Raw genomic sequence first — 14,667 nt, forward strand, 5'->3', positions numbered from 1 at the left:
GAATGGTGAAGAATTACACAATCGATTGTTAAAACTAAACAAAAAAACCGGCTTGGCGCTGCTAGTGCCAAGCCGATTTCAACCTAGTCGGTTACTCGATTACTTCGCTTGCAACGTAGCCGCTTGCAGGGCCGTTAGCACGGTTTGCAGACCCTGCTCGGCATCGTCGCCGAGGTGGATGTGCAGCGTACGACGGTCATAGTCGTGTAGGGCTTGTAGGTCACCGGCGGCTTGCGCGTTCTGGAACGTGCCGAACGTGTAGGAGCGGCCGGGGAGGGGCAAGTCCTGCGGGTGGTTTTTGGTGAACTGCACGAACAGCCCGTTGTTGGGGCCGCCCTTGTGGTATTGACCCGTGGAGTGCAGGAAGCGCGGACCGTAACCGGAAGCCGTAGCAATGTGCAACTGCTCTTGCACCTGCGCCCGGAACTGGTCGAGGCTGGCGTTCAGGCTAGGCGTTTCGGTCAAGTAAGCTTGCAGGCAGAGGAAGTTGCCGGGCTGGGCCTGGTCGAAGAAGGCTTGCAGCACCTCCGTAGCACTGGAACCCGACACGGCAGTGTAGTACGCCACGTCGTTTTCGGTTACTACTGGCGCGTCGCCTTCGGGCAGGCTGCCTTGCTCTTCCACCACTTTCATCAGCGCATCGGTAGCCGTTTTGGCGGCTTGCACGTTGGGCTGGTCGAAGGGGTTGATTTCCAGCACAGCGCTGGCCACAGCAATGGCTACTTCCCAACGGAAGAACTCCTGGCCGAAATCATACGCGTCTTCGAGCGTAATCCGCACCACGGGGTGGCCGGCTTGCTCCAGCGCTTGCAGCGCCTGCTTGTTGGCTTCGTCGGCTTCGTTCTCGTAGCCCACGTACACAAATACCCGGTCGTTGCCATATAGCGCAGGCTCGCGCACTGGCTCGCCGGCAATCGGCATGATGCCGGTGCCCTGCTTGCCAGTGCTCTCGGCCGTCAGTTGCTCCAGCCACAACCCGAAGCTGCTCAACGATTCGGGTACAATCAGCGTTAGCTTGTCGCGGCCTTGCTTGGCTAGTACGCCCAGCGCCACACCTAGCTCTACGCCGGGGTTTTGGTCCACTTTGCCGTAAGCGCCGCAGGCGCGCATCATCAGCACAGCCCGGCCCAGAATTTCGCCGGTGCTCAAGCCGTACATGGCCGCTGGCACCAAACCGAAGTAGGTAAGAGCCGAGAATCGGCCACCCACTTCCGCGAAGTTCAAGAAGATATGGCGGTAGCCCTGCGCCGTCGCCGACGTCACGAACTTGGAGCCGGGGTCGGTAATGGCCACGAAGTTTTCGCCGGCTTTGTCGCCTTTAATCTGCTTTACCTTGTCGTAGAAATAGTCGCCAAATGCCAGCGGCTCGGCCGTGGTGCCCGATTTGCTGGCCACAATGAACAGCGTATCTGCCAGCGGTATTGACTCTTCAATGCGGCGTACCGTGCTTGGGTCAGTGGTATCGAGTACCGAAATTGGCAGGCCGTTTTCGCCCTGCTCGAAGCTCTCGGTAAACACGATGGGCGCCATGGTGCTGCCGCCCATGCCCATTACCACTACGTGCTTGAAGCCGGCATCTTTCACTTCCTGCGCGAATTGCTCGATGGCGGGCACGGCCGCTACCATCGTTTCGGCCACGCGCAGCCAGCCCATGAAGCTGCGGATGCTTTCCTGCCCTTCGGCATCCTGCACCCACAAATCTGCCTGCTTGTTCCAGAAGCCTTCGGTGAAGTTCTTGTCGTTGAACTCCTTGACTTTGGCATCGACATCAGCCTGGTACTGACCCAACGCCAGCTTAGCCGGAGCCGTGGTTAGCTCCAGTGCTGCCAGGCGTTTCTTCTCAATCGAGTCCATCAGCTTAGCGAAGGGCTCTTTGAATTTTTTAGCGCCATCCTCTTCCAGCGCCTGGGTTTGCTCTTCCAGGTTGATGCCCAACTCGGGTAAGCGGCGCAGCACGTCGGCGGCTTTGTCAAGGCCTTCTTCCAGGCGGTTAGCGGGCTGGCCTTTCTCGCGGAAAATGTCCAGCGTTTCGGTTGGCACGGTGTTCACCGTTTTCGGCCCAATCAGGTTCTCGATGTACTTCAGGTCGTCGTACTTCGGGTTTTTGTTGCCGGTGCTGGCCCACAGCAGGCGCTGCGTATCGGCACCTTTGGCCAGTAACGCTTTCCAGCGCGGGCCTTGGAAGATTTCCTTGTAGATCTGGTAGGCTTGCTTGGCACTCGACAGGGCTACTTCGCCCACCATACTTTCAGCTAGCGCACCTTTCTCGCCGCCTTCGGCTGCAATTTTTTCCAGCATCGGGTCAATCAGCACATCAATGCGGCTGAGGAAAAAGCTGGCTACCGAGTCGATGTTGTCGAGGGGTAGGCCAGCTTTCACCCGGTCTTCGAGGCCAGAAATGTAAGCTTCGGCCACCAAGCGGTAGCGCTCCAACCCGAAAATCAGGGTCACGTTGACGTTGATGCCTTCGGCGATGAGCCGGCGGATGGCGGGGAGGCCTTCCAGGGTGGCCGGCACCTTAATCATCACGTTCGGGCGGTCCACCGTTTTCCAGAAGCGCATGCCTTCTTCAATGGTGCCTTCGGTATCGTTGACCAGCGTCGGCGACACTTCCAGGCTCACGTAGCCGTCGGAAGAGTTATCGTGGCTGTCGTAGAGCGGGCGGAACAGGTCGCAGGCGTGCTGAATGTCTGCAATAACCATCTCCGTGTAGATTTCGTCGGTGGTCTTGTTTTGCAGCGCCAAGCTTTTGATAGCGCCGTCGTAGTCGTCGGAACCGCCAATAGCCTTCTCGAAGATGGCCGGGTTGGAGGTTACGCCGCGCAATGCCTCGTTATCAATGCGGCGCTTCAACTCACCGTTAATCAGAATTTTGCGGCGAATAAAGTCCAGCCAGATGCTCTGGTCGAACTCGCGGATGGCAATTAATGGGTTCATGCTAGGGGAATAGAGTGGAAAGCGAATGTAAGAAGTATAGGTGGCCAGAAGCAGCAAGTGTAGCGCGGAAATCTGGTGGCTTCCGCGCTACAAGTAGGCTAGCTGTTCGCGCACCTTGGTTACTGCTTACGAAACCACTTGTTTTTCGTCTTCTTCTTCTGGCTGACCGTTCAGCACGGAGTGGGCGACTTTCACCACGTTTTTCACCGTGAAGCCGAACTCCTCGAACAAGTATTCGGCCGGGGCCGACTCGCCGAAACGGTTCATGCTGATGCTGGTGCCTTCGTCGGTGGCGTACTTGGCCCAACCGATTGGCGAACCAGCCTCAATGGTCACGCGCTTGCGCACCGAAGGCGGCAGCACCTGCTGGCGGTAGGCCTTATCCTGCTTCTCGAACAGTTCCCACGACGGCATGCTCACCACGCGGGTAGCTACCCCTTCGCCTTGCAGCGCCTTCTGCGACTCCAATGCCAAACTCACTTCCGAGCCCGTTGCAATCAAAATCAGTTGCGGCGTGCCACCGTCAGCTTCGCTCAGGATGTATGCACCTTTGGCCACACCTTCGCGAGCGGAACCCAGTACGGTCTGGTCGAAAATCGGCAGTTTCTGGCGCGACAAAATCAAGCAGACCGGCGACTTAGGCGTGGTCATGGCAATGCGCCAGGCTTCGGTGGTTTCGTTGGCGTCGCCGGGGCGCAGCACCACGATGTTCGGAATGGTGCGCAACGATACCACTTGCTCAATTGGCTGGTGCGTTGGGCCGTCTTCGCCCAAGCCAATGCTGTCGTGGGTAAAAACGAACGTGGCAGCCGACTCGGCCAGGGCCGTGAGACGGATGGCACCGCGCATGTAATCGGAGAAGGTGAGGAAGGTACCGCCGTAGGCGCGTACACCCGCGTGCTGCGACATACCATTCATGATGCCGCCCATGGCGTGCTCGCGCACCCCAAACCAGATGTTGCTGCGCTCATAGTGGCCGGGCTGGAAGCTGTCATCCCCTGACTTGTCCATTTCGTTGGACGAAGCCAAGTCAGCCGAGCCGCCGAACATGAACGGAACGGATTTCTTGAGGGCCGTCAGGGCCTTGCCGGATGCCTGGCGGGTGGCTAGCTCGCCATCAGCAGGGGTGTAAACCGGCAGGTCTTTGTCCCAGCCTTCGGGTAGGTCGCCGTTGAAGGAAACGTGGAACTGCTGGGCTTCCACCTGGAATTCCTGCTCGTATTTCTTGAACTGCTCGTCCCACTCTTTTTGCAACTCAGCGCCTTGCTGGCCGGGCTTGCTCAGGTGCTCGTACACGCCTTCGGGTACCACAAAGCTGGCTTCTGGGTCCCAACCAAAAAACTCCTTGGCTTTCTTCACGTTGTCGGGGCCGAGGGGGCTGCCGTGGGCTTTGTTGGTGCCGGCCAGCGGTGAACCGAAGCCAATGATGGTCTTAATCGAAATAATCGAAGGCTTATTTTTCTCGTCTTGGGCTGCTTTGATAGCGGCCTCTATGTCGTCGAGGTTGTTGCCATCTTCAACGCGCTGGGTGTGCCAGCCGTACGCCTCGAAACGCTTCATAGCGTCTTCGGTGTAGGCCAAGCTAGTCGGGCCGTCGAGCGAGATGTCGTTGTCGTCGTAGAGGTAGATGAGCTTGCCCAACTTCAAGTGGCCGGCTAGCGAAGCCGCTTCTGAGGCAATGCCTTCCATCAGGTCACCATCACTCACGATAGAGTAGGTATAGTGGTCTTGCACGGTGTGGCCGGGCTTGTTGTACGTGGCGGCCAAATGCGCCTCAGCCATTGCCATACCCACGCCGTTGGCGAAGCCCTGACCCAAGGGGCCAGTAGTTACTTCAATACCGGGCGTCACGTTGGACTCGGGGTGGCCGGGGGTGCGGAAGCCAGGCTGCCGGAATTGCTTCAGCTCGGCCAGTGGCAAATCATAGCCGTAGAGGTGCAGCAGGCTGTAAATCAGTGCTGAGCCGTGACCTGCCGACAGTACGAAACGGTCCCGGTTAGGCCACTTGGGGTCTTGGGGGTTGAAGCGCAAAAAGCGCGAGAACAGGACGTAGGCCATGGGGGCGGCACCAAGTGGCAGGCCGGGGTGGCCGGAGTTGGCCGCTTGCACCATGTCCACGGACAGCAGGCGGATGGTATTAACACTTTGCTGCTCGATGGACGTTGCTTGTTCAGTCATGAGAAAATGGAAAGAAGTGTATGTGCTTGATTGAGTGAGAATTAGGTGAAATGTTGCGGTTGATGCTGAACTGCTTGCCGTTACAAGCAGCGTGAACCAGCCAGCGGGTTCGAATGCTCGGGCAAACCAGTCCCCGGAATGGCCCTATACGTTTATTGGAAGCCTAGCGCCGAGTAAGTAGTGGCATTAGTGCGCAACCAGCGCGCTAAATTGACCGGCTTGCTCCAAAGAATGTTCGGGGCTAAAGCGCTTCTCCGGCCCCCAACTATTCGGTTATGCAAAGAAGAGTATTTCCTTATTTATATGGCCGACCGGAAACGATTCAGTGAAAAAATAACCTGATATTTTAGCGCTTTACCACGGGCCAGCCATCGGAATCCCAACCTAGTTTCTCGATTCGGAGCTTGGAGCGGCCCCGGTCGGCGGCATCGTAGCCGTGGAAAACTAGATAGTCGGTCTTATCGAAGGTGTACACTGAGTTGTGCCCGACGCCGAACCAGTTCTTGTCGCCTTCCAGTACCAGCGTGCCACCGCTTTGCTCCAGGCCCGTGCCGGCTTTGTCCACATAAGGACCGGTTACGCTTTTCGAGCGGCCCACCATCATCTTGTACGTGCTTTGGGGGCCACGGCAGCAGTAATCGAATGAGGTAAACAAGTAGTAATAGCCGTTCTTCTTGAAGATGAAAGGGGCCTCAATGGCCGCGTCGCCGGGCAAGGAGTCGGTGAGCTTCGGGTCGCGGGGACGGGCGGCTACGGTGCGCCAGTGCTCGGGCTGGGCGGGGGCTGTAAGGTCGGGGCGGAGTTGCACCAGCTTCATACCGCTCCAAAACGAGCCAAACACCAACCACGGCGTGTCCTTGTCGTCGCGCACTAGGTTGGGGTCGATGGCGTTCCACAGGTCGCGCCCCGGAACCGACTGAATCACCTTGCCTTTATCCACCCACTGGTAGTCGGGTGAGGTTGGGTCCAGCGTTTTGTTGGTAGCTAGCCCAATGCAGGACGTGTTCTTGCCAAACGCCGACACCGAGTAGAACAGGTAATACACGCCGTTATGCAAGGAAATATCCGGCGCCCAAATGTGGCCTTTGAAGCCGGGTATGGCTTTCACGGCCCACTCTGGCGCGCTGGCAAACACCGGCTTCTCCAGCTTCCAAGTCTTCATATCCTTCGACGACCAGATGGCAATACCTTGACCAGTGCAGAACATATAGTACGTGCCGTTCTGTCGGATCATAACCGGGTCGTGGGCCGGAATGAGGTGCGGAGCCTGCTGGGTGAACCCCGGAAACCCAACGAATAGCACTAGGAGGAACAGTAAAAATCTCATCAAGCAGAAATGCTAGATTAACGATTGTGTAATCTGCGCATAGATAAGAGAAATTATGCTATTCATATTCTGCTGCCGCTGTAAAGTGCTCTGTTGTTCTCCGATTAAGCTTTTCGAAGGTGTATGAGCTTATACCCAATGCGCTTTTAATTAGACTAGTTACCTAAAAGCAGTGTCGTTTCACTTGGGGTTATGAGCATGGCACGTACTGAAGTAAGCGTGGCTTTATTTCAGCAGTCATACACAGTTATTTACAAAGTAAGAGTTTTCAAGGCAACCTTTCGCTTTGAGGAGCATCATTGCCATTCGGTGAAAAAGAAAAGCATATTATACCACGCATAGCAAGCAGCGCGTATTTCGTCAGGCTATAGGCAGTCTATAAAACTGCTGTAGCTTTACGCAACGCATCTATATAAGCAGCCTTTCGCCATCCATTTATGCCTCCACGCGGCAGCAAAAAACACGATACCACCCACGAGCCCAACAGTCCGGTATCTATGGCTGATTTGGCGCGGGAGCTAGGTGTTTCGATGACTACTATTTCGCGGGCACTGAGCGACCACCACAGCATTGGGCCGGCCACCAAGCAGAAGGTGCTCAAGCTGGCCAAAAAGCTCAACTACCAGCCCAACCACTTGGCGGCGGCGTTACGCAAAGGCAAAAGCAAGTTGCTTGGGGTGGTAGTACCATACATAGAAGGACGCTTTTTTCCGTCGGTGGTGCACGGTATCGAAACGGCTGCCAGCAAGGCGGGCTACAGCGTCATCATCTGCCAGTCGAACGAGGATGTGGCGCACGAGCGGCGCAACATCGAAACGCTGATTAGCGCGCAGGTAGCCGGTATTATGGTTTCCTTGTCGCGCACTACTGTTGATTTCAAGCACTTCGATAAGGTGCGTAAGCGCGGCATTCCGCTGGTGTTTTTCGACCGCGCAATGGAAGGCGAAAACGTGAATGCCGTGGTGCTCAACGACCGGGACGGGGGCTTTCAATCCACCAAGCACTTGCTGGAACAAGGCTGCCGGCGCGTAGCCCATTTCGCGGGCTTGCAGCACCTCAACATCTACAAAAACCGCCGTCAGGGCTACCTCGATGCCCTCACCGAATACAACATCCCGCACGACGAGGACCTGATTGTATATTGCGACATGAACCTGGAGGAAGGTATGAAAGCCATGCGCCATCTGCTGACATTGCCCAACCCACCTGATGCTGTGTTTGCGGCTGGCGACTCAGCGCTGCTGGGGGCATTGCAGTTGCTCAAGCAGCAGGGGATTCGAGTGCCGCAGGATGTGGCGCTGGCTGGCTTCAGCAACGAGGGCTTCACCGCTATTACTGAACCCATGCTCACTTCCGTGGATCAGCGCTGCGAGGAAATGGGCCAAGCAGCCGTGCGGCTTTTTCTGGAGCTAGTGGAAGCCAAAGGCACCAACTTCTCGCACCGGCAGGTGGTATTGCAGCCCCAATTGTTTGTGCGGGATTCGTCGTTGCATCAGAACAAAGCTTAATGCTCCCGGTTGCGCCTGTTGGAACATGGAGCAGACAAACGTCTTATAATTAAGAAAAGCCGGGTGCAGCAATTTTTACTGTTTGTCGATACCGAAACCACCGGGCTGCCCGGCAACTGGAACACGACGTACGCGGCCAAGCGCAACTGGCCTTACGTAGCGCAGCTTGCCTGGCTGGTGTACACCCAAACAGGTGAACTGGTAAAAGAGGAAAACCACTTTCTGCGAGTACCCGCTGGCCAGATGCGGGCCCGGTCTCAAGCCATTCATGGCCTAACAGCAACTTTCTTGTCCGAGCAGGGCGAGGACCCCGCTCTGGTTATGCAGCGCTTCCACGACGATTTGCGCGTGTATCAGCCCCTAGTAGTCGGCCATTACATGCGGCTCGATTTTCACATGATAGGCGCGGAATTCCACCGGACGGGCTTGCCCAATTTGCTGGCCGAACTGCCCACGCTCTGCACCATGCAAACCAGCCAGCGGCACGCAAAAGCAGTTCAGCGCAATTTCCTGCGCCTGGGCGAGTTGCACGAACACCTGTTTCGGGAGCCGATGCCGCGTCAGCACGACGCCCAAGCCGATGCCCAGGCCACTGCGAACTGTTTTTTCGAGCTGCGCCGCCTTGGCGATTTGGATGAGGCTATTATTGCTGGCCAGCCGCAGCTGCTGGTACCAACCGCCGAACCCGGTATCTTTCAGCGGCATCGGTGGCTAGGGCCGGGCGTGCTGGTTGTGGCCGGAGTGCTTTTACTGCTATTATTTTGGGTTTATGGATAACCGCTTCGCTTTTCTGAAAACCGTCAGCCCCTTCAACTTACTGCCCGATGACGTGCTATTGGGCGTGGAAAGCTTGTTGCAAGAGGTGCGCTATACCAAGGAAGCCCTTATCTACCAGCAGGATACTTCCAAGCTGCGGGGGCTCGACATTGTGGTGGAGGGCGCCTACGAAACGTTTTTTTACGATAGTGAGCAAAACAAGCGTCTGCCCGAAACCTACGGGGTAGGGGCTTGCTACGGCGGCATGTCGATATTGCTCAACAAGAAACGCTCAATTCGCACGGTTATAGCCCGCAAAGGCACCGTGGTATATGCCCTGCCCCGGCGCGACTTCCGAGCGCTCTGCCTAGCTTACGAGAACTTCTTTCATTACTTCACGGCGCGCTACGGCGAGCGGATGCTCAACGAGGAATACGCGCACTTCGTGAAGCCTATATCAGCGCCCGAAGAAAATTACATTGCCGCCGACCAGATGTACTCGCGCCGTATCGAGACGCTGGAGGTACGCTCTATCCTAGCCGTGCCCTTCGATACGCCCATTTTCCGGGCCGCCCAGCTCATGGCCGAAGCGAAGGTGAGTTGCTCGTTTGTAACCGCCGATACCGGTGAAATCATCGGCTACCTAACCGATATCACGCTGCGCGACAATGTAATAGCGCAGCAGCTGAACGTGACGCGCCCCGTAGCCGACGTGCTGGATACGCCCATTGTGAGCATCAGCAGCGAGGCCTACGTGTATGAGGCCATCCTGCTGATGTTCCAAACGAAAACCCGCTATCTGCTAGTGGAGAAGGGCGGGCAGTACATTGGGTTTATGAGCCGCAACAAGCTGCTAAGCGACTTGGCGCAGTCGCCGTTTATGTTCATTCAGGCGGTGAAATCGGCGCAGAGCGCGCGGGAGTTGAAGCGGCGCTGGGAGATGGTGCCCGACATGGTAAATCAGCTGCTTAGCCGCGGCGTGAAGGCCGAAATTGTGAACCAGGTAATCACCACCGTGGCCGATACCATTGCCCTGAAGGTGATTGAAAGCGTACTGGCCGAGCACGGCCCGGCCCCAGCCAAGTTCGTGTTTATGGTGCTCGGCAGCGAAGGCCGCAAAGAGCAAACCCTGCTCACCGACCAAGACAACGCTATTATCTACGAAGACAAGGCCAACGAGCAGCGCGAACTGGTGCGGGCGTATTTCCTGCACTTCGCCGAAGCCGTTTCCGACCAGCTCAACCACATCGGACTCAGCTTTTGCACGGGCGGCTTCATGGCTAAAAATCACAAGTGGACTCACTCCCTGTCGCACTGGAAGCGCAACTATCACAGCTGGATGAGCGATTCGAACGCCGAAACGGTGATGAAGTTCTCCACGTTTTTCGACTGCCGGTTCTTGTATGGTGAGGCAGCCATCATGGACGAGCTACAGGCATTTATGGGTGAGGAGCTGCGTGGCCCGGTGGACCGGTTTTTCTACTACATGGCCAAAAACGCCCTGCAATACGAGCCGCCCCTCACGTTTTTCCGCAATTTCCGCACGTTCACGCAAGGCACCCAGCAGGTATTCGACCTGAAAAAAACTATGACGCCCATCGTGGATCTAGTACGGGTGTACGCCCTCAAACACCAGATTTTCAAGACCAATACCGGTGAGCGGCTTCAGGAGCTACGCACGAAAGGCGTATTCACTGAGAAAGAGTATGAGGAACTGTTTCAAGCCTATTACTACCTGATGGGTATGCGCCTGAAAAAGCAGGCCCGCCAGCTCATCAACGACCGGGTGCCGCCCACCAACTACCTCGACCCCAAAGTCCTCACGCAAGTAGAGCAAGTAACCCTAAAGGAGATTTTCAAAGTCATAGCCGACTTCCAGCTTCGCATCAAAGTAGCCTTCACCAAGACGCTGTAGGCTATGCGGGTAGCAACCCAATAAAGGCCATGATTTCGAGCTTACCGAGGAATCTCGCGTGCTGCTGCTAGGTTAGTAGTCTGACGTCAGCACGCGAGATGCTTCGCTGCGCTCTGCATGACGAGAAATTAAATACTTGAGCACAAACACTACGCCCCGGCGAAGTGACGTTGCCGCTACTTTGCCGGGGCGTAGTGTTTGTAATCCGCAAGAATCCGTTAGTCTTTCACTTCAGAGAGTGGCGCTTTGCCAGCTACCCAAATGTCTACTAGCTGGCCCATCCGGATGGTGGCAACGGGTGAGGCTACCGGCCGCTGCTTCACTACGGTGCCTTCGGTTTCGCCGTCTTGGGGCTCCTGATAGAAGGTTTCGCCGAGTTGTAGACCCTGGCCAACCAGCAGGGTAGTGGCCTCATCGGCGGGCATATTGATGAGGTTAGGCACCGCAAACTCTTGGTTACCGAGGCCGTCACCGACTTCTAGGTCCACGCGGGTACCTTTGGCAATAGGTGAGCCGGGTGTTATTTCCTTGCCGTCCACCAACTGCCGTAGCACTTGGTTCTGGCGCACATCGGGCACCTTAATGAGCTTGCCCACCGTGAGGCCGTAGCTGGAAATAATCATCTGCGCGTTCTTCTCCGACCCATCGGTGAGCTTCGGCATCTTGATAACCGGCGGATTCTGCATCGCTACCGTGATGTAGATTTTGCGGTCTTCCTTCACCTTCTCACCCGGCGCGGGGTCCTGGTTGAGCACTGTAAACGGCCGGGTGCCAGGGTTGTAGCTGGAATCATCCACGAAGTAGCGCAGGTTCCGCTCGTCGAGGTAATCTTCGAGGTCGGACTGATTCATGCCCGTAATCTTGGGTACCACAATGGTTTCGCCGTGGTTGGTGGTGAGCGGCAGATACACGAAGAAGAAGCCAAACACCAGCGCCGCCGTGGCCACCGCCATTACCACTAAGTGCTTTACCAGGTCAATCGGCGTATCAGATTTAAGAAAAGACATTCTATTGAAGAAGCTAGGAGCTAGAAGTTGGGAGTTGGAGTGCTAGGAGAAGCAGAAAAGAAGAAGTTAGGAGCTACAATAGTAAGGAAAGCTGGGAGTTGGAAAGCAGAATGAATTCTAACTCCCAGCTTCTAGCTCTGGAATGCTAGCTTCTCACTCCGCGCTTTCCCAAACTCCAAAATCTGGTCGATGAACTGATAAGGCGTGTAGCCGGCCAGCGCGGTTTGGTGGAAGATGCAGGTGGCAGGCGTCATACCCGGTAACGAATTCACCTCGATAATCAGTACTTCCACGGCGCCGTTTTGCCGTACTCGCACAAACGCGTCGATGCGGGCGTAGCCTTGGATATCGAGCACCTCGGCCACGCGGCGCAATTCGGCCTTCACTTCTTCGGAAATACGCTGCCGCTCCACGGGGTCGGGAGCGTAGCGGGCCGGGGTGATATTTTGGCCTTCGCCGGCCAAGAATTTCTCTTCCAAACTCAATACTTCGCCAATGGCCAGGGCTTCGGAGGCCTCAAATACTTCGATTTGCAGCTCGCCATTTTCGCCCCAATGCGTGAGCAGGCCACCGGTTACTTCCAAAAAGTGGGCCGCGCCGTCGCGCTCAATCAGGGTTTCTATTAGAAAGGTTTCTTTCTGCGGAAACTCTTCCTTGAAGCCTAGGTGCAGCACGGTAGCGTCGGCGGCCATCAAGTCCTCCTGGTCGCGGAAGATGAGGCGGGTGAAGGCCGTCAGCTCCGCCCGATTCTTGATTTTCTTCACGGCCGAGGAACAGCCGTCGTCGGCGGGCTTGGCAATGAAGGGGTAGGGGAACTGCGTTTCCAGGCTCTGGTAGAACGCCTCCGGGTCGGCGGTCCACTCCAGGCGGCTGGCCATGCGGTGCTCGGCCACGCGCAAGCCGGCCTCGCGCAGCTTGCGGTTGGTTTCGAACTTGTTGATGGTGATGCTGCTGCTGGCTACGCCTGAGCCGTTGTACGGCAGGCCGTATTGCTCTAGCTGGCGCTGCAAAGCTCCATCCTCGCCGGGGCGGCCGTGCAAGGCAATGAAGACCTCGCTCACTTCTTTGGCCAGCTCCGGGAACGTAATGGCGCGTGGCTGCTCCACCGGTTGCCCAGCGTAGGTGTTAGTAATGGTAGCCGCTTCCTGCCGGATGCGCGTCAGGATAGGATGCGTGGCGTGGCCGGCTTCGGCTAGCTCGATCTTCTCCCGGATGTCGTCGGCGTTGTCCTTGAGCATCACGTTGATGGGCAGCACATACAGGCGGAACTCCTGGCTGTTGCCGGTCAGGAACACAGGCACCGGCTCGTACTTCACCGAAGAGCTAAGCTTCTCGTAGATGTTGCGCCCGCTCTCCACCGAAATGTGCCGCTCCGACGAATAACCGCCCATAATGACGGCCACTTTGGTGCGGGTGCGCTCCTGGGTTTGGCGAACTGCTACGGCATCATCTAGCTGCTTAAGCAAGCCGGCCAGCCGCACCGGCTGCATACCGCCGCGCCGCCGCGCCGCCAACGAGGTACGAATCAGGAAGGTGAGAAACTGCGAAGGATTCAGCCCGATTTCGGCGGCTTGGTGGAAGAAGAACGACGCCGGCAACATGCCCGACGTGGTGTTCGGGTCGTTCAGGAACAGCGTACCGTCGGCCTGAATGAAGCCATCCAACCGCGCATATACCTGAAAGCCGAACGTGTCGAACATTTCCTCGCATGCCTCTCGGATGCGCTGAATATCCGCTTCGGGCAGGTCGATGGGGGTGACTTTGCGGGCCAGGCCGGGCAGGTATTTCGAGCGGTAATCGAACATTTCCTCGCCCTTCACAATCTCTGTGGGCGGCAGGGCCAGGGGTTTGCCATCGGGGTCTTCCACCACAATGCACGAGAATTCGCGGCCCTGCACGAAGCTTTCCACCAATACTTGCGCCTCACCTTCCACGCTGGTTAGCAGCACGGTTTCAGCGGTTGCCAGCTGGGTATCGAGAGCGGCTAGTAACGCTTCGGGATGGTAAATGAAAGACGAACTTGTAGCGGTTAGCTGTTGACTGTTAGCGTTTTCCTCTGCCAGAGAGCTAACAACTAATGGCTCAGGGCTAGCAGCCAAAACAACCGGCAGGCCAATGCCTTCCCGAATATCAACCAGTTGCTGCACCCACTGGAGTTTATCATGCTCGGTGAGTTGCTGCCACTCGGTGCGGGTGACAGTTTTGCGGAACAAGCTGCGCTCCATAGCCGTGGCAAACTTGGCCACGTCGGCCTCGCGCAGAATGCTGATACCGATGCTGGAACCCTGGCGCGGCGCCTTAAATACCAGCGGCAGGCCCAACTCCCGCACCAGATAACCGAGGGTGGCGGCAGGGTCGGCGGCATCCCATTCTTCCGTTGAAATCACGCGGAAATCGGGGGTAGGACGGCCCAGGGCTTTGAGCAGCTTCTTCTGAGCCACTTTGTTGATGCCGAAAGCCGAGGGCAGAATGCCGGAGCCGGAATACGGGATGCCGTACCATTCCAGCAAGCCCTGAATGGCACCGTCTTCGCCGCCCGGTCCGTGCAAAGCCAGGAAGGCGAAGTCCATCAGCTCGCGCAACTCGTGGGGCTGCACGCGCCGGCCTACTTCGGAAATGATGCTGTCCTGCTCGGATTGGGATAAGTCGCCTAGGCTTTCCAGGTACACCTGCACCGGCAGCGTGGACGGCGGCAGCGCCGAAACTGGCGGGTAAAAGTCGCGGATGGTGCCTTTGTAGATGTAGTGCCAGTCGAGCAGAATGAAGTTGCCCCGGCTATCCACAAACACAGGAACGGCCTCGAACAGAGACTTGTCGAGGTTATCATATACGGTGCGGCCGCCCGCAAAGGAGATTTCCCGCTCGCGCGACGGGCCGCCGAAGAAGATGCCAATTTTCATAGTTACCGCAAAGGTACGGGGATGGAACGTAAGGTGTAGAGTGGCTTTGCCTACTACGAAAGTGGGACGTATAGGCCATACTACGACGTGTAGCCGATGATTTTCGTGGCCGTATTCCGGGCATAAGCTTCAAAGCATA

At 56.8% G+C, this 14,667-nt stretch carries 8 protein-coding genes; 3 read left to right on the plus strand and 5 right to left on the minus strand.

All coding sequences use genetic code 11. From position 1 onward, the window contains the following. Window positions 1–99: 99 nt before the first annotated feature. The 3 genes from G536_RS0109210 to G536_RS0109220 all read right to left on the minus strand — a co-directional run bounded on the left by G536_RS0109210 (window position 100) and on the right by G536_RS0109220 (window position 6,442). Complete coding sequence (locus G536_RS0109210) at window positions 100–2,937, minus strand: bifunctional transaldolase/phosoglucose isomerase (RefSeq protein ID WP_033369979.1); 2,838 nt, start codon at window positions 2,935–2,937, stop codon at window positions 100–102. Between the two features lie 126 nt (window positions 2,938–3,063). Then, window positions 3,064–5,115, minus strand: coding sequence for a transketolase (gene tkt / locus G536_RS0109215; RefSeq protein WP_022823303.1), 2,052 nt, complete (start codon window positions 5,113–5,115; stop codon window positions 3,064–3,066). 346 nt (window positions 5,116–5,461) lie between these two features. Beyond that, a complete protein-coding gene (locus G536_RS0109220) occupies window positions 5,462–6,442 on the minus strand; it encodes an arabinan endo-1,5-alpha-L-arabinosidase (RefSeq protein ID WP_022823304.1) in 981 nt (326 codons plus the stop codon). 437 nt (window positions 6,443–6,879) lie between these two features. Here G536_RS0109220 and G536_RS0109225 point away from each other — a divergent pair, with 437 nt between their 5' ends. The 3 genes from G536_RS0109225 (at window position 6,880) to G536_RS0109235 (ending at window position 10,621) form a co-directional block, all read left to right on the plus strand. After that, window positions 6,880–7,950 (plus strand): LacI family DNA-binding transcriptional regulator, encoded by a 1,071-nt coding sequence (locus G536_RS0109225; RefSeq protein WP_022823305.1) that lies wholly within the window; start codon window positions 6,880–6,882, stop codon window positions 7,948–7,950. A gap of 63 nt (window positions 7,951–8,013) precedes the next feature. Then, window positions 8,014–8,727 carry a 3'-5' exonuclease gene (locus G536_RS0109230; protein ID WP_022823306.1) on the plus strand — a complete coding sequence of 238 codons (714 nt, stop codon included), beginning with the start codon at window positions 8,014–8,016 and terminating at the stop codon, window positions 8,725–8,727. Then, a complete protein-coding gene (locus G536_RS0109235) occupies window positions 8,720–10,621 on the plus strand; it encodes a DUF294 nucleotidyltransferase-like domain-containing protein (RefSeq protein ID WP_022823307.1) in 1,902 nt (633 codons plus the stop codon). The genes G536_RS0109230 and G536_RS0109235 overlap by 8 nt, the downstream gene beginning before the upstream one ends. A 218-nt stretch (window positions 10,622–10,839) precedes the next feature. Here the strand turns inward: G536_RS0109235 and G536_RS0109240 are convergent, their stop codons facing one another. Together G536_RS0109240 and G536_RS0109245 are read right to left on the minus strand one after the other, a co-directional pair. Then, a complete protein-coding gene (locus G536_RS0109240) occupies window positions 10,840–11,628 on the minus strand; it encodes a PASTA domain-containing protein (protein ID WP_022823308.1) in 789 nt (262 codons plus the stop codon). 131 nt (window positions 11,629–11,759) lie between these two features. Then, window positions 11,760–14,528, minus strand: a complete 2,769-nt coding sequence (locus tag G536_RS0109245) for a D-alanine--D-alanine ligase family protein (protein ID WP_022823309.1) — start codon at window positions 14,526–14,528, stop codon at window positions 11,760–11,762. Window positions 14,529–14,667 lie beyond the last annotated feature (139 nt).

The sequence above is a fragment of the Hymenobacter norwichensis DSM 15439 genome, assembly GCF_000420705.1.
In the GTDB taxonomy this organism is placed as follows: Bacteria; Bacteroidota; Bacteroidia; order Cytophagales; family Hymenobacteraceae; genus Hymenobacter; species Hymenobacter norwichensis.